Annotated in this window: 18 protein-coding genes; 11 read left to right on the plus strand and 7 right to left on the minus strand. The window is 64.1% G+C overall.

Annotated elements, in window-relative coordinates:
* Positions 1-24: 24 nt before the first annotated feature.
* The gene (locus ABVV53_RS08140) at positions 25-609 is read right to left on the minus strand and encodes an urea carboxylase-associated family protein (protein WP_353983888.1); all 585 of its coding nucleotides are present in this window, start codon (positions 607-609) and stop codon (positions 25-27) included.
* Positions 606-1,316, minus strand: coding sequence for a guanitoxin biosynthesis heme-dependent pre-guanitoxin N-hydroxylase GntA (gntA, locus tag ABVV53_RS08145; RefSeq protein WP_353983889.1), 711 nt, complete (start codon positions 1,314-1,316; stop codon positions 606-608). Before gntA ends, ABVV53_RS08140 begins: the two co-directional genes overlap by 4 nt.
* A gap of 153 nt (positions 1,317-1,469) precedes the next feature.
* On the opposite strand from gntA, the gene ABVV53_RS08150 reads away from it, so the two are divergent.
* Positions 1,470-2,393 (plus strand): SDR family oxidoreductase, encoded by a 924-nt coding sequence (locus ABVV53_RS08150; RefSeq protein ID WP_353983890.1) that lies wholly within the window; start codon positions 1,470-1,472, stop codon positions 2,391-2,393.
* Between the two features lie 6 nt (positions 2,394-2,399).
* Here ABVV53_RS08150 and ABVV53_RS08155 read toward each other — a convergent pair whose 3' ends face one another.
* The 4 genes from ABVV53_RS08155 to ccmA form a co-directional block, all read right to left on the minus strand.
* The gene (locus tag ABVV53_RS08155; protein WP_353983891.1) at positions 2,400-3,023 is read right to left on the minus strand and encodes a carboxymuconolactone decarboxylase family protein; all 624 of its coding nucleotides are present in this window, start codon (positions 3,021-3,023) and stop codon (positions 2,400-2,402) included.
* Positions 3,024-3,090: 67 nt separating this feature from the next.
* Positions 3,091-4,239, minus strand: a complete 1,149-nt coding sequence (locus ABVV53_RS08160) for a sulfotransferase family protein (protein WP_353983892.1) — start codon at positions 4,237-4,239, stop codon at positions 3,091-3,093.
* Between the two features lie 77 nt (positions 4,240-4,316).
* Positions 4,317-4,973 (minus strand): heme exporter protein CcmB, encoded by a 657-nt coding sequence (locus ABVV53_RS08165; RefSeq protein ID WP_419956770.1) that lies wholly within the window; start codon positions 4,971-4,973, stop codon positions 4,317-4,319.
* Entirely contained in the window at positions 4,973-5,551 is a 579-nt protein-coding gene (gene ccmA, locus ABVV53_RS08170) for a heme ABC exporter ATP-binding protein CcmA (protein ID WP_353983894.1), read from the minus strand. Before ccmA ends, ABVV53_RS08165 begins: the two co-directional genes overlap by 1 nt.
* Positions 5,552-5,562: 11 nt before the next feature.
* Here ccmA and ABVV53_RS08175 point away from each other — a divergent pair, with 11 nt between their 5' ends.
* Entirely contained in the window at positions 5,563-5,889 is a 327-nt protein-coding gene (locus tag ABVV53_RS08175; RefSeq protein WP_353984211.1) for a 4a-hydroxytetrahydrobiopterin dehydratase, read from the plus strand.
* Between the two features lie 27 nt (positions 5,890-5,916).
* On the opposite strand, the gene ABVV53_RS08180 is transcribed toward ABVV53_RS08175, so the two are convergent.
* Positions 5,917-6,534, minus strand: a complete 618-nt coding sequence (locus ABVV53_RS08180; protein WP_353983895.1) for a DNA-3-methyladenine glycosylase family protein — start codon at positions 6,532-6,534, stop codon at positions 5,917-5,919.
* Between the two features lie 119 nt (positions 6,535-6,653).
* Between ABVV53_RS08180 and ABVV53_RS08185 the strand changes: the two genes are divergently transcribed.
* From ABVV53_RS08185 to ABVV53_RS08225, 9 genes are all read left to right on the plus strand, one after another.
* The gene (locus ABVV53_RS08185; protein ID WP_353983896.1) at positions 6,654-6,971 is read left to right on the plus strand and encodes a 2Fe-2S iron-sulfur cluster-binding protein; all 318 of its coding nucleotides are present in this window, start codon (positions 6,654-6,656) and stop codon (positions 6,969-6,971) included.
* A 98-nt stretch (positions 6,972-7,069) separates the two neighbouring features.
* A complete protein-coding gene (locus ABVV53_RS08190) occupies positions 7,070-8,083 on the plus strand; it encodes a cysteine synthase A (protein ID WP_353983897.1) in 1,014 nt (337 codons plus the stop codon).
* Positions 8,084-8,122: 39 nt separating this feature from the next.
* Positions 8,123-8,443: a hypothetical protein gene (locus ABVV53_RS08195; protein WP_353983898.1), complete on the plus strand. Its 321-nt coding sequence runs from the start codon at positions 8,123-8,125 to the stop codon at positions 8,441-8,443.
* Positions 8,409-9,167 carry a Gldg family protein gene (locus ABVV53_RS08200; protein ID WP_353983899.1) on the plus strand — a complete coding sequence of 253 codons (759 nt, stop codon included), beginning with the start codon at positions 8,409-8,411 and terminating at the stop codon, positions 9,165-9,167. Before ABVV53_RS08195 ends, ABVV53_RS08200 begins: the two co-directional genes overlap by 35 nt.
* Positions 9,168-9,387: 220 nt before the next feature.
* Positions 9,388-10,005: a division/cell wall cluster transcriptional repressor MraZ gene (locus ABVV53_RS08205; protein WP_353983900.1), complete on the plus strand. Its 618-nt coding sequence runs from the start codon at positions 9,388-9,390 to the stop codon at positions 10,003-10,005.
* Entirely contained in the window at positions 10,002-10,964 is a 963-nt protein-coding gene (gene rsmH, locus ABVV53_RS08210) for a 16S rRNA (cytosine(1402)-N(4))-methyltransferase RsmH (protein WP_353983901.1), read from the plus strand. Before ABVV53_RS08205 ends, rsmH begins: the two co-directional genes overlap by 4 nt.
* Positions 10,961-11,515, plus strand: a complete 555-nt coding sequence (locus tag ABVV53_RS08215) for a hypothetical protein (RefSeq protein ID WP_353983902.1) — start codon at positions 10,961-10,963, stop codon at positions 11,513-11,515. The genes rsmH and ABVV53_RS08215 overlap by 4 nt, the downstream gene beginning before the upstream one ends.
* Entirely contained in the window at positions 11,516-13,330 is a 1,815-nt protein-coding gene (locus ABVV53_RS08220; protein WP_474100953.1) for a peptidoglycan D,D-transpeptidase FtsI family protein, read from the plus strand.
* Entirely contained in the window at positions 13,327-14,805 is a 1,479-nt protein-coding gene (locus tag ABVV53_RS08225; RefSeq protein WP_353983903.1) for a UDP-N-acetylmuramoyl-L-alanyl-D-glutamate--2,6-diaminopimelate ligase, read from the plus strand. Before ABVV53_RS08220 ends, ABVV53_RS08225 begins: the two co-directional genes overlap by 4 nt.
* Position 14,806: the final 1 nt, after the last annotated feature.

A 14,806-nucleotide genomic window follows, 5' to 3' on the forward strand; every position in this document is an offset into this window, starting at 1 on the left:
TTTCCGGATGAAAGCGGCAGGTGCTCAGCCGTCGATCCGGTAGTCGATCGGCTTAAAGCTTCCTCCGTTGCTGTCATAGGCAGAGCAGGCGGTGAGACCGACGATCAGGTCCTTCTCTGCTCTCAGCGAGATCGAGTCGCCTGCTTTGCTGATGGGCGGCAGGACGCTGACTTTGCCTTCGCCATTCAGCGGCACATTCATGAAGCAGTTGAAGGCGACTGGGATCGCGTCAGGCGTGATGCTCCACGGCGCCAGAGCCTCTGCAAGATTTCCGAAGCAGCCGCGATGGACCGGCTTGTCGGGGTAAAAGTGGCGGAACGTGTGCTCGCTGCACGGCGTCAAGAGGAAATCGTGGCAGCCCACATTGTCCGCCTCGATCGTCATCAGCACGTTAGAACGATTGGACCACAAACGATTGCCGGTGGTGAGGCGAATTGTCTCTTCGTAGTCAAAGGTGCGCCCATTGCTGATCACCTCCCGCGTGTCGTCGCGGCTGAAGGCGAGCAAGTCGGCCACTTGCACGCCTTCGGGATCGACGACCGTGAGAAGCTGGCCTGCGCGCAGTTCAAATCCAGCCGCAGAGCGCGGCGTTATGCGTTGGGTGTTCATTCGGCTTCCGCACGCTCCTGCTTGCCCCGACGCGGGTCGACAAAGGGGCAGCGCCAGCTTTCGCTCACAAGCCGGCCGCTGTATTGCGCAGCCTCGCTTGTATCACCGTGGCGTGCGAGCATCGGGTTCACGGAACCTGCCAGCTTCTCGTCGCGAGCTAGGATGGCCTTGCGGATGTTTTCGTATTTCCCTTGGTCCCGCAGCTGCTCGAACTGATCGTGCAGATTGAAGACTAGCACGGGCCGAGGGAATCGACGCGCAGGACGGCTGGCATTCGGATGCATGCCGACAACGAAGAAGCCTTCGCCGCCAAAGCTGAGCGAAAAATGAGGGTCCTCAGGATCGCCGCTGACTCGTGGATCGTAGGGCTGGTTCAGCCAGGCGTCCTTGTCCGCCAATGACTGGATCCGCTCCCACATCGCCTTCTCGAATCGTTCTTCCGAAAGCTCGCCCGGGCTGGCAAAGATGAAGGCGATGCTGCGAAACAGGCCCGGGTCATCGCGATAATGGAAAGCCCAATCCAGCAGCTCGCGGTGGATGCGCACGTCGTCCCAGCCGCTCTCGACGGACCAGCAGACGATAGTCTTCAATGTACCATGCGCAAGCGCCGACTTCGCGCCGACGCACGGAAAGTCGTTGTCGCGAACGAAGGCAGTAAAGTCCTCTCGCAGCCGAAGCTCGGCCGTTTGCGTAATGTTCGGTCCCATTTGCCTCAATCGATCGTCTTGATCTCGCATCAAGCGCATCTTCTTTGGATGGGGAAAGGGTTTCAGGAGCCCGAAGGTTCCCCGCTTGCCCCCAAGTGCGATGGCCGCGATGCTGCTCATCCAGGAAAAAAGATATGGGAAGGGTTAGTGACCATGGAAAGGGCGTTTGCGGTCGCTGGACGGGCGGTCGTCGTCACCGGCGCGGCGCGGGGGATCGGTCTCGCTCAAGCGCAGTTGCTGGCAACATGCGGTGCGCGGGTCGTACTGGTCGATAACGGCTCGGCGCTTTCGGGTGCGAGCGGTCATACGGGAGCGGCGCATGAGGCAGCCGCTGCAATCGTTGCCGCGGGTGGTGTGGCGGTGGGCTGTGCTGCCGATCTTTCGACGCTGGCGGGCTGCGAAGACGCGATTGCGACCTGCATCAAGGCTTACGGTACGATCGATGGCTTGTGTCACTATGCCAGCCCTTGTCCCGACTTGCAGGGACCCGACGCGATGCGGGACGAGGATATTGCGCTGCTTCTCGCGGTGAATCCCATGGCAGCCATGCGCCTGACTCGTGCCGCATGGTCTATCATGCGCGATCAGGGCTTCGGACGCATCGTTCTGGCGCCCTCGGCGGCGCTCTACGGAGCGGCGGGGAACACGCCCTACGCGGCGAGCAAGGCGGCATTGATCGGGGTCGTGCGGTGCCTGGCCGTCGAAGGATTCGAGCACGGGATTCGCGTCAACGGTGTCCTCCCGGCAGCACAGTCGCGGATGACGGAAGGCTTTCTACCGGAGCCTTACGCCACCTGGTTTTTCGAGCGGATGAAGCCGGAGCACGTGGCCGCAGGCGCCGCGTGGCTGCTCTCTGAGGCATGTGACCTCACCGGCGAAATCCTGGCTGTCGGGGGAGGCCGCGTGGCGCGCATGCAACTCGCCGAAAGTGACGGCGGGTTCGCGTCCGGGGACGATCCGGACGCGGTTGAAGCGGCGATCAGGAGCGCCATGGCCGAGCAGCAGCCCGAGAGTTTTCCCCGCGACCTTGCAGAGCGCAGCGCACGCGTTGCGGCTCTGTTCCGGCCAGCCGGGTGAGCGGCCTCAGCGGTACTCGAAACCAGCCTTGCACTGTATCTTGAGCGAGTTCTGCTGCAGCGCCGTCATGAGGTAGGCGCCCACCAGCATCGGAACTTCGAGCATCTGCTTTTCGGAGTAAGTCTTCGCCAGCGTCTCCCAGGTGTCGTCGGACATGCAGTGATCCGCGATCAGCTCCTCGACGGCGCGTAGCAGTGCCGCCTCGTGCTCGCTCCAGCCTTTCGCTTCAGAGCCGTGGGTCACTCGCTCGATCTCCTCGGCCGTAATGCCAAAAGCCTTGCCGATGTCGACGTGCTCGCACCACTCGAAAGGCGCACGGGCAAGCAGCGCGAGGCGCAGGATCGCCAACTCGCGCTCACGAGGGGGAATGGTGCCGCGCGCAGCCAGTTCGATACCCAGCACCATCTGGCCCTTGAACATGCCAGGATGCCGAAGCGTGATCAGGCTGACGTCTGGGAAGGGGCGATCTTCAGGAATACTGAATGCGCTGCGGATCTCCGCGACCTGTTCCCGTCCTTCGGCAGAGATTTCATCGAGCTTCAGCGGTGCATAGCGCGGACCGCCAGCGATGACCTGCTCCTCGCGGGCAGCGGTATCGAAATCGTACTTGCCGGTGATGGGCTCGCTCATGCTCTCTCCTCTCATGTTCAGCTCTGCCTTGCCTTAATCGCTCAATAGAGCTGGGCAAGGGCGCAGGTCAGTGCGGTTCGCCATCATCCGGGACCCACTTGCGCATTTGGGCGAAATAGTCTGCGAACTGCGCACGTACAGCACCGGTCTCGAGCCCGAACAGCGAAGGGTCTGGCTTGCTGGCGCGTTCACGCTCGTCGTTGCGCGCCCACCAGAGCGCCATCGCCTCGGCGAACTCGGCCGACACATCTTCTCCGAGCCAGGCGTAGAGCCCGCGCACTTGGTCGACAGGGTCTTGCTGCATGGCCTTGAAGTGGATGTCGTAGAACCGCGCATCGTTGCTCTCTGCAGAACGGAAAGCGATCGCGCGCCGCATGCCTTCCGACCACGTGCGAAGGTTAAGCTCTCCGATGTAGCCGTGGTCCAGCGTGTCGGTGAACCGTCCCATGATGTCGGCATAGACGACACAGACGGATAGCAGCACGTCAGAGGGATCGCGGTGAGTCATCACGAAGCGCGCATCCGGGAACGCGCTGTCGAGCGCGTCCAAGTAGAGCAGGTGGGAAGGGGCCTTGAGCCGCCAGCGCCGCTCCGGCTGCCTCCACTGCAGCAGCTTCAGCACGCGTTTCTCGTAAGCGTATGTGGCCGTGAGATCGGCGTTCAGCAGCCAGTCTGCATAACTTGGCATCTTGGCGAAGGAGAGGAAGATCTGGCTGGCCATCGTCAGGGCCATCAGGTCCTGGCACTCCATGGCGCCATCGATACCGGTCGGTGTCCGGGTGCCGCCCTGAAGTTCGCCGTCCAGCGCGCTTGCGGCCATGCCGCGCCTCGGATCGGGGCCTGAGACCGTGGCCGGAGGCGGGCAGGGCTGGGCGCTTTCCCAGACGCGTAAGTAGCGGATCGCCGGATCGCTCGAGAGCAGAAACGACAGGGCCGACGAGCCGGTCCGCGGCAGGCTGACGCCGAACAGCGGCTTGCGGATTTCGCCCTCGTCGATTTCGGGATGCCGGCGGTACCAGTCCTCGATCATCAATCGCTGCTGCAGGTGCAGAAGAATGCGGCCATACACGGCTTTCTCGCCTGCGGCGTTGAGGTCGGCCTCCTGCTCAAGAGAGGAGACCAGCACCTCCAGCCCCTCGCGAAACGCGTCGCCTCCGAAGTCCTCAAGGCCGGTCTCGCTGCGCGCTTTGTCGATGAGTTCGCGTGCGCTTGTCATCTCCGTGCTCTCCCGTGCGATTGTGTTGTTGGCGCTTTATGCCTGTGTCCTGGCGAGCCGAGCAATCGCCGGGACGATCAGTCGCGCGAGGCGCGCACCGCCGCTCCTCCCGCAAACGGGGCGACCGCCAGCAGCACGAGACTGACTGCGCCGGTAAGCGCAATGCCGCTTTGGCCGCCGGTCGAAAGGCTTCCGGCGCCAAAGATCAGCAGGGGCACGCCAAGAGGGATGACGAGGAGACCAGCAAGGGCGGCGCCGCCCCGCAGGCCCGCCGTGATCGCCGCCACTGCCACTCCGAGCGCGGCCAGCCCTGGAGTGCCGGCAAGCAGGCCAAGTTCGACTCTGAGCAGGGCTTCGCCATCGAGCCCGAGCAGCGCTCCGGCGGGAAGAGCGGCGAGCATCAAGGGTGGCCCGAAGCTCAGCCAGTGCGAAAGCACGCGCACGGCGATGACCCACTCTTCGCTGATCCCCCGCAGCGCCCATTGGTCGAACATCCCGCGCTCCAAGTCGGGCTCGATGAGCCGGTCGAGCGGGAGGATGGCCGCCAGCAGGGCCGCGATCCAGATCACCCCGCCCCCGGTCCGCGCCAGGAGGGGCGCGTCGGGACCCACTGCGAAAGGGTAGATCATCGCAACGGCCAGGAAAAACAGGATGGGGAGCATCGCCCCGCCGCCTTGACCGGAGCCGAGCAACCGGGAGAGGTCGCGTCTCAGAAGAGCGGCAAAGAGCCGGATCACGCCGCGTGCTCCTGAAGCGCGAGTGTCGTCATCCCCGGCAAGGCGAACGGCTGGTGAGAGGCGACCAGAGCAATTCCACCCGCCGCACAGTGAGATGCTGTGAGTTCCTCCACTGCACGCGCTGCATGCACGTCTAGGCCGTTGAGCGGCTCGTCCAGCAGCCAGACTGCCGCCTTTTGCCCGAGCAGGCGGGCCATCGCCGCACGCTTGCGCTGTCCAGTCGAGAGATAGCGCACGGGAACGTCGAGCAGTTCGTCGAGGCCCAGCGCCTCGAAAGCGCAGTGAGAGCTTCCGTCGATACCGCTCCAAAAAGCAAGGGCTCGGGCGAGGGGCAGTTCCGGGTCGAGGGCAGGTCGCTCGTCCACAAGGCCGATCGCACCTTGGCGTTCCACTCTCCCTGCGAAGGGGCGTGCGAGGCCGGCCATTAGGCGCAGAAGGCTGGACTTGCCGACGCCATTCGCGCCAACCACCTGCAGCGCGTCTCCTGCAGCTAGCGCAAAGGACACGCCGCGAAACAGCAATCGGTCGCCGCGTCGGCAGGCGAGGTCGTGTGCGGCGATGCGGGCCTCTTGCATGGCATGGCGCGATAGGGGATGTCGCGAGGACTGCCAAGGAGAGCGCAATGACGATACCCCGCCTGACTGATGAAGAGCGCGCCGATGCACTTGCCTCTCTTCCGGCGTGGAGCCTGCGTGAGGATGGACTGGCCATCACGCGCAGCCTGCAGTTCGCCGATTTCAACGCCGCTTTCGGCTTCATGACGCGCGTGGCGATCCAGGCCGACAAGGCCGATCACCACCCGGAGTGGTTCAACGTCTACAACCGCGTCGAAATCACGCTTACCACGCACGATGCTGCCGGCTTGAGTGCACGCGACCTCGCCATGGCGAGGTTCATCGACGCTATCGCCTGAACCGCGCGAACTCGTGCGGCTGTCGCCTCAAAGGGCTGCGTTGTTGTAACAGTGCCAGGTGAAGATCGCCGCCGCGCCGCGGTGAGGGCGCCAGGCCTCGGCAAGCGCTCGCGTCTCCTTCTCGCTGGGGCGAGCGGGCAGGCCCAGAATCTTGTGTAACCCGGCCTGTACCGCAAGGTCGCCGGCGGGCCATATGTCGGGCCGCCCTTCCGCAAACAGGAGATAGATCTCGGCGGACCAGCGGCCGATCCCCTTGATCTGTACCAGTTCGGCAATGGCCTCTTCGTCGTCGCTCGGCAGGTTTTCCAAGTCGAGCGTGCCCGCGACCACCAGTTCGCACAATGACCGGGCGTAGCCTTGCTTCTGTCGCGAGAGCCCGCAGCCTCGCAATGCGTCGAACTCGGCGGCAAGCAAGCGGTCGGGGGGCAGCTCGTCCCCCAGCAAGGCCTGCAGCCGCGCCCACACCGATGCCGCCGCCGCGACACTGACTTGCTGGCCGACGATCGTGCGCAGGAGCGTTGCATAACCCGTTGGGCGGATGCGGGGCTCAGGATAGCCGGCTATGCCAAGCGCCCGCGCCACGCTTGGTTCCCTGGCGGCTAGGGCATCCAGCCCTTCGCGGAGTGCTTCTGCTTGTAGTCCCATGCGATTCGGTTGCCTTGCCAAAGCGAGAGTCACCCACTAGCAGCCTGCAGCGGAGGCTTGTATAGGCACTCGCTATGATACAGTGAGTATCATAGATTTGAAGATGGGACAGAAGCGACATGCCGCAGATCATCGTTGTCAATCAGTCGGGTGAAGAGTCGAGCGTCGAGGCGAACGAAGGCCGCACGCTGATGGAAGTGATCCGTGACAGCGGCTTCGACGAGCTTCTGGCGCTTTGCGGCGGCTGCTGCTCTTGCGCGACCTGCCACGTCCACATTGCTCCGGAGTACTTCGACAAGCTCCCCAAGATGACCGAGGACGAGAACGATCTGCTCGACAGCTCCGAGCATCGCAATGAGTACTCCCGCCTGTCATGCCAGGTGCCGATTACCGGCGTGCTTGAGGGCTGCAAGATCACGATCGCGCAGGAAGACTGAGCGCGCGCACTTCATTGAGGGGCGGTGCCGCAATTGTTTTATCACGCACCACGCGCAAAGGGTTTGCGCCGGACCGCGTGAGTTCCTAATTCCCGACCATGACCGCGCCCCCTACGACCGCGCCTGACGCCCGGACTTCGACTCTCGACCTCATCGGCAATACGCCGCTCGTTCTGCTAAAGGGGCCGAGCGAAGCGGCGGGCTGCGAGATCTGGGGGAAGTGTGAGTTCGCCAACCCCGGTGCCTCAGTGAAGGACCGCGCCGCGCTGTGGATCCTGCGCGATGCGGAGGCCAAGGGGCTACTGCAGCCCGGCGGAACGATTGTCGAGGGGACTGCTGGTAATACCGGCATCGGCATGGCCCTGGTCGCTAACGCCCGCGGCTACCGCACCATCATCGTGATGCCGGAAACGCAGTCGCGTGAGAAGATGGACACTTTGCGCGCGCTCGGGGCCGAGCTGGTTCTGGTGCCAGCGGCGCCATTCTCAAATCCGGCACACTTTGTGCATACGTCCCGGCGCCTCGCTGAAGAGACGGAGGGGGCGATCTGGGCCAATCAGTTCGACAACATCGCGAACCGCAAAGCCCACATCGAAAGCACCGCGCCAGAGATCTGGCAGCAGATGGAAGGCCGGATCGACGGCTTCACGTGCGCAGCCGGAACCGGAGGTACGATCGCGGGCGTGGGAATGGGCCTGAAAGCCTTTGATGAGAACATCACGATCGCGTTGACGGATCCACATGGTGCTGCGCTCTACAACTACTACGCCAATGGCGAACTGAAGGCGGAAGGCTCCTCTGTTGCCGAGGGGATCGGGCAGGGGCGGATTACTGCCAATTTGGATGGTGCGCCGATCGACACGCAGTTCCGGATTTCCGACGAGGATGGCCTTCACTGGGTGGGGCGCCTTCTGTCCGAGGAAGGTCTCTGCCTGGGCCTCTCTTCGGGCATCAACGTCGCGGGCGCGGTGGCGCTTGGGCGGCAGCTTGGTGCCGGCTCGCGTGTGGCGACAATCCTGTGCGACACGGGTTTTCGCTACCTTTCCTCGCTCTACAATCCCGGTTGGCTGGAGGCAAAGGGGCTGCCGGTCTTCCCTTGGCTGTCGAGGTAAGCTACTCTGTCGCTGATGGCAGGGAACGCTCCACCCCGCATGATCGACCCGATCGTCGCAGCACGTCACTATGCGCCGCCGACGGCGCGCGAATTGCGTGCACAGGCGGTCCACCGGCTGCAGGTGGGCATATTCGGCCTTTCAGCCATGCTCCTGATCGTGGGGCTCGCCAACATCATCATGGATCGCGCCCGGCTGACTGAAAGCAGGGAGCCGGTGGAAGCCGTTATCGCCGCCGACGCGCAGCCCAAGAAAGCTGCGAGCGAACCTCTGGCTGATATCGGCGTGGTTCCCTCCGCCGACCCGACGCCCGACGCGATGGTCGATGCGATACAACCCGAAGCTTCTTTTGCGCCCTAGCGCCGCCCGTACGACCTGCACGGCCCTACTGGCGCTTGCGCTTGCTGCGTGCGGAGCAAAGCCGGTTGAGGTTCCTGTTAGTGAGCCGCTGACGATCGGCATCTCGACAAGCCTGCCGCTGCTATGGTCCGAGAGCGGGGATATTCGGGGACAGCTGGCGCAACAGGCACCAGCGCACTGGGCATCAGGATTACTGGACGCGAAAGGTCAGGTAGCTCCGCTCGATACCTTGGCCGACGCCGAAGGTCGCCTTCCCCTGCCGCAGGATGCGCTGCTTGTCCTTGCTCAGCCGCAAGCCCTTACGCCGCAGGAGAACGTGGCGCTCGACGCTTGGGTGCGCGGGGGCGGGCGTTTGCTGTTGTTCGCCGATCCGATGCTGACGTCGCATTCTGCCTTTCCTCTGGGCGACCCGCGCCGCCCGCAAGCCATTGCAATGCTTTCGCCGATCTTGCGTCACTGGGGGCTGGAGCTGGAGTTCGACGCGGATCAGCCCTCGGGTGAGCGTCTGGCGAACGCTTATGGCGTGCAGCTGCCGGTTGATCTCCCCGGACGGTTCCGCATTGCGACGGAAACGCAGTGCCGGCCGGAAGCCGATGCCTTGGTGGTGGAATGCGCAATCGGGGAAGGGCGCGTGCTCGCGGTCGGGGACGCTGCGCTGTTTGATGGGGATGATGCGGGACGAGCCGCCGCCCTCGACGCTCTGATCGACCGAATCACGCGCTGATCTCCGGTCACCGCGCTCCCTGCGGGGATGAGGCGGGATCACTGGTGCAGCTGCCTTTTCAGGCATTTTCTAGGATCTGCGCAGGGGCGAGAGCTTCGCTCGCGTCACCGAACCGTCAGGTTCGCTGCAGCTTGCCGCTGTTTTGCGCAGCTTATCCCATTCATCCCCATTTTTCCCTTTTCGGCCCGGAGCGAAGGGGTTAATAGGAACAGCAATCGGAATGGCTGAACTCGCCGTGCTCGCATCGGGCTCGGAAAGCCGGCCCCGCGCGACCGCGGGGTTCGGAAGAGGGGTGCTGTTTTCGGGAGGGGCATTTCAGGGGATCGAGTCGGCACAAATGGCGGGGCAGCCGTTGATCTATCGAGGACAGGGCTTCTCGCTTCGCCGCGACAAGAACCGCTTCGTGCTGCCCAATCTCTTTCGCGGCACGGTTCGCGAATCGAGCCAGGCGCCGGTCCTCTGCCTGGCCAAGCATGATCGCTGGCCCTGCCTCGTCGGCTACGGCCTCTCGCGCGTGAATGAGTTCGAGAACATTATCGAGCAGGAGCGTGAGTTCGCCATGAAGTCCGGCCAGCCTTTCGATCGCGATATGCTGGCGATGACGCTCTACAACTATCACGAGATTCCTTTCGACGGCAGCGGCCGGTTCGTGCTGCCTGAAGATCTCGCGACTCTCGCCGAGGTGGACGATCAGCTCTACTTTCAGGGTGCGGGTCAGTACTTCTTCGTCTTCGCCCCGGCTGCCCTCGCCGCCATGACGGAGCCTACCTTTAAGGGGGCGCAAGTCTCTTGCGCCAGCCTTGCCGCTGCCGAGTTGAAGAAGGCAGCTCGCAAGTGAGCGCCGCTCCTCACGTTCCCGTCCTCCTCGAAGAGGTGGTCGTGGCACTGCACCCCGCCCCGGGTGCGGTGATTGTCGACGCCACCTTCGGTGCGGGCGGCTACACCCGCCGCCTGCTCGATGCCGGGGCCACCGTGCATGCCTTCGATCGTGACCCCGACGCGATTGCCGCCGCACGCGACGATCCGGAACGCTGGCCCGAACTGCAGGCGCTTGAGCCGCGGCTGGTGCTACACCCGCGGCGTTTTTCCGAGATGGCGGAAGCTCTTGCAGAGCTGGGGATAGAGCGGGTCGACGGCATCGCCATGGATATTGGCGTATCTTCCATGCAGCTTGACCAGGCCGAGCGGGGCTTCGCCTTCTCCAGCAACGGTCCGCTAGACATGCGCATGAGCCAGGAAGGCGAATCCGCAGCCGACTTTCTGAATTCCGCCGACGAAAGCCATATAGCCGATGTGCTCTACCTCTACGGCGAGGAGCGTCAGTCGCGCCGGGTAGCGCGCGCGATCGTTGCCGCACGGCCGCTGGAGACCACCGAGGATCTCGCGCGCGTGGTGAGGAAGGCGCTTGGCTACCATGCCGGTGCGCCCAAGGACCCCGCCACCCGCAGCTTCCAGGCCATTCGTATTCACGTGAACGGCGAGCTCGATGAGCTGGAAGCGGGTCTCAACGCTGCCGAGACACTGCTCGACACCGGCGGCCGGCTCGCGGTGGTGTCCTTCCACTCGCTTGAGGACCGCGTCGTGAAGCAGTTCTTGCGTGCGGCGAGTGGGGCAACTGCCTCCACCTCCCGCCACTTGCCGCAAGCGGCCTCGAACGAGGCACCCACGTTTATCCAAGTATCCAAGGCAATCCGGCCAAGGGAGGCCGAAGTCGCCGCCAATCCCCGTTCACGTTCCGCCACCCTGCGCAGCGCCGTGCGTACTGATGCTACAGCACGCCAGAGGAAATCCGCATGAACCTCACTCGTGACCGCGTTCACTCCATCGGCTGGATGACCGTGCTGCTGATCTGCGGAGCGCTCAGCGTCGCGTTGATGCTGCGGGTGAACGCTGTGAAAAGTCAGGTGGCGGCTTCCGAGAAGCGGCTCGTCTATCTCCAGCGGGACATCGAGTTCCTGGAGACGGAGTTTCAGACGCGCTCGAACCAGCAGCAGTTGAAGACGCTCAACGACGTCGAGTTCGGCTATGAGGCGCCTCGGGCCGAACAGTATATCGAGGGCGAACGGCAGCTTGCCGCACTCGGCAAGGCGCGCGCGCCCGGCGCTCCTGAACCGATCCGTTATGCCAGCGCCGATGTCGGCGCTGAGGAGGCAGAAGATGCAGGCAGTCGTTTCCTGGCTCTGGTCTCACCGGTCACTGGCGTCACGCCGGCTGCAGCAAAGACCGGAGCGGAAACGCACTCCAGCAGCAGCGATGGTGACGAGGCCGAGGCGAAAGTTCTGGCGCGCGATGCAAGGAACCTCAGCAAGCGACTGGCGCGGATCGAACTCGCCGGCGGTGCAGAGTAGATGGCCTCTCGAGCCATCTCGTCTGGTTTTACTGCACCCTTACGCTCCGGGTCGGCTCGTGCAGCGACTGCACCACGCCTGGCGTTCTCCAACCCGGAGCCGGTCTCGTCCGCGGCCCCGCTTTCGACAGGGCGGCATCGGCTTGTCAATGTGCGCCAGCGTGCATTAATCGTTGCCAAGTGGCGAGCGCTTTGGGTGCTTTGCGGCTTCGCGCTCTTGGCGATGTGTGCTCTCGTAAGGCTGACGTTTCTCGGGCTCACCGGAGGCACCGCGCAGCGGACCGATTACAGTAGTCTGCTGCTGCCTGCACGCGGTGTCATTGTCGATCGAAACGGCTCTCCACTCGCGCGTGACTTTCGAGTCTATTCGCTTTGGTTCAATCCCAAAGCGATGACGGATGGCCCGCCCCTCGTGGGTGAGCCCCGTCAGATCGTCGCGAAGCTGCAGGCGATTTTCCCCGACCTGGACACCGCGAAAGTGACACGCCAACTTGCCTCGGGCCAGGCGGGCTACTTGCGGCGCTCTATTCTTCCCGAGGAGGCCAACCGGGTTCATGCCATCGGTGAGCCGGCTTTGCAGTTCCCTCAGGAAGCGTCGCGCTTCTATCCGCAAGGGTCGATGGCGGCCCACGTGCTTGGCTTTGTGGATTCCGGAGGGCAGGGCAAAGTGGGGATGGAGCAGGTGCTCGATGCCCACCTCAAGTCTCCCGAGGGGCGCGCGCAGAGTACGGCTTTGTCGATCGACGTTCGGGTGCAGGGCGCGCTGGAAGATGAACTGGGCCGCGGCATGGCGCTTTCGAATGCCAAGGGCGCGGCGGGTGTGGTGCTGGACGTCGATACGGGTGAAGTGCTTGCGCTTGCCTCGCTGCCCTCGTTCGATCCTAACAAGATCGAACGTTCGAGCACGCCGAACATCTTCAACCGGGTGACGAACCAAGTGTACGAGCTTGGCTCCACGTTCAAGCCGATAACCGTCGCCGCCGCGCTCGACGCGGGTACGATCACCTCCCTGGGCCGTCGCTGGCCGGCCGCGCCGCTGCACGTGGCCCGATTCACCATCCGTGACAGTCACGCCATGGGCTCCTCGCTGAACGTTCCGGAAACGCTGATGCATTCGTCCAACGTGGTCACCGCGCAAATCGCCGATGAGCTTGGCGGCGTGCGGATGAAGAAGACGATGGAGTCGCTCGGCATGAACGAGCGTCCCACGATCGAGTTGCCGGCGCGCGGTTTTCCGATTTGGCCATCGGGCAAGTGGCCGCGGTTGCGCACCATGACCGTGTCCTATGGTCACGGCATCGCAGTGACGCCGCTACATCTCGCTTCCGCTTACGCGGCGCTCGTCAACGGTGGCATCTGGCGCCCGACAACACTGCACAAACTGGCGCCGGGACAGGTGCCTGAAGGGCGGCGCGTGTTCACCGCTTCCACCAGTGCCCGCATGCGCCAGCTTCTGCGGATGATCGTGTCCTTCGGCACAGGCCGCAAGGCTGACGCTCCCGGCTTTCGGGTCGGCGGCAAAACCGGTTCTGCGGAGAAGCCGGGCGCGGGAGGCTATCGCCGCAGTTCCCTGATTGCGACATTCGCTTCTGCGTTTCCAATGGATCATCCCCGCTACGTCGTCATTGCCATGCTGGATGAGCCGCAGGGTACGCCGGCGACCTCGTTCCAGCGCACGGCTGCCTGGAATGCCGCGCCCGTGATCAGCCGCGTGGTGCCGCGTATCGGTCCGCTGCTCGGCATCATGCCGGACGAGACGCGCGATGTGGATATCTCGGATTTGAAGCCCCTGGTACCCGGAGAGGCGAAGGAATGAAGCTCTCGGCTCTCGCGCACGCTGCCGGCATGGCGATGCCCGCCAATGGTGAGGCAGATGTCACCGGGTTCGCCATCGACCACCGCAAGGTGGCTCCCGGAACCGTGTTCGGTGCTTTTCCCGGCGCACGCTTCAATGGCGAAGCCTTCATCCCCGCTGCGATCGAAGCGGGCGCGGTCGCCATAGTCGCTCGTCCCGAGGCAACAGTGCAGGGCGCCGTCCACTTCGCCAACGCCGATCCCCGACACGCCTTCGCGCGCCTTGCTGCCGGCTTCTTCACGCCGGTGCCTGAGGCGCTGGTTGCGGTAACCGGCACGAACGGCAAGACCTCCACCGTCGAGCTCACGCGGCAGCTCTGGCGTATGGCCGGGTTGCGGGCAGCCTCCATCGGAACACTTGGCGTGACCACGAGCGACGAGAGCGTCTCTACGGGGCTCACCAGCCCAGACATCGTCACTTTCCTGTCGAACATGACTGGGCTCGCGCGTGAGGGTGTGACGCACGTGGCCTATGAAGCGTCCAGCCACGGGCTTTCGCAGTATCGCAGCGAAGGGCCGCGAGTGGCGGCGGGTGCCTTTACTAATCTCAGCCGCGATCACCTCGACTACCATGCGACAATGGAAGACTACTTCGCGGCCAAGATGCGGTTGTTCGAGGATGTCGTCGCGCAGGACGGAACGGCAGTGATCTGGGCTGACGATGTGTGGTCCCAGAAGGCGATCGCGCATGCAGAGGGCCGCGGACTTGCACTTTTCACCGTGGGTACTCGGGGTACCGGCCTCAAGCTGATCGAGCGCACGCCGACTGCGCTGGGTCAGACGCTCCACATCGAGCACAATGGCAAGGCTCTCAAGCTGGAGCTGCCGCTGATCGGTGCGTACCAGGCCGCCAACGCGCTGGTCGCGGCCGGTCTTGTGATCGCGACCGGGGGTGAGCCTGGGCTGACCTTCGATGCCATGAAGCGACTGCAGACCGTGCGTGGCCGGCTGGAGCGCGCCGCCATCTCGGCAAAGGGCGCGCCGATCTACGTTGATTACGCGCATACGCCGGACGCCCTTGCGGCTGCCATCGCGGCCCTTCGCCCGCACGTAGCTGGACGGCTTATCGTCGTGTTCGGCGCCGGTGGAGACCGGGACCAGGGCAAGCGGCCGGAGATGGGTCGCGCGGCCTGCCAGGATGCTGACGTAGTCATTGTGACCGACGACAATCCGCGCGGCGAAGATCCTGCCGCGATCCGAGCCATGGTGCTCGCCGGGTGCGACGACGGAGCAAAGGAAATCGGAGATCGCAGCGAAGCCATCGGCGCGGCGATCGCTGAGGCTGGCAGCGGGGACATCGTTCTCGTTGCGGGCAAGGGGCATGAACAGGGGCAGGTGGTTGGCAGCGGCGCGGATACGCGCGTGCTGCCGTTTGACGACGTAACCGTCGCCAGGGAAATGTCTGGCGCGAGCTCTATCCCTTTGGGAGACCAGTAAA

The sequence above is a fragment of the Novosphingobium kalidii genome, from assembly GCF_040534015.1.
Lineage (GTDB): Bacteria > Pseudomonadota > Alphaproteobacteria > Sphingomonadales > Sphingomonadaceae > Novosphingobium > Novosphingobium kalidii.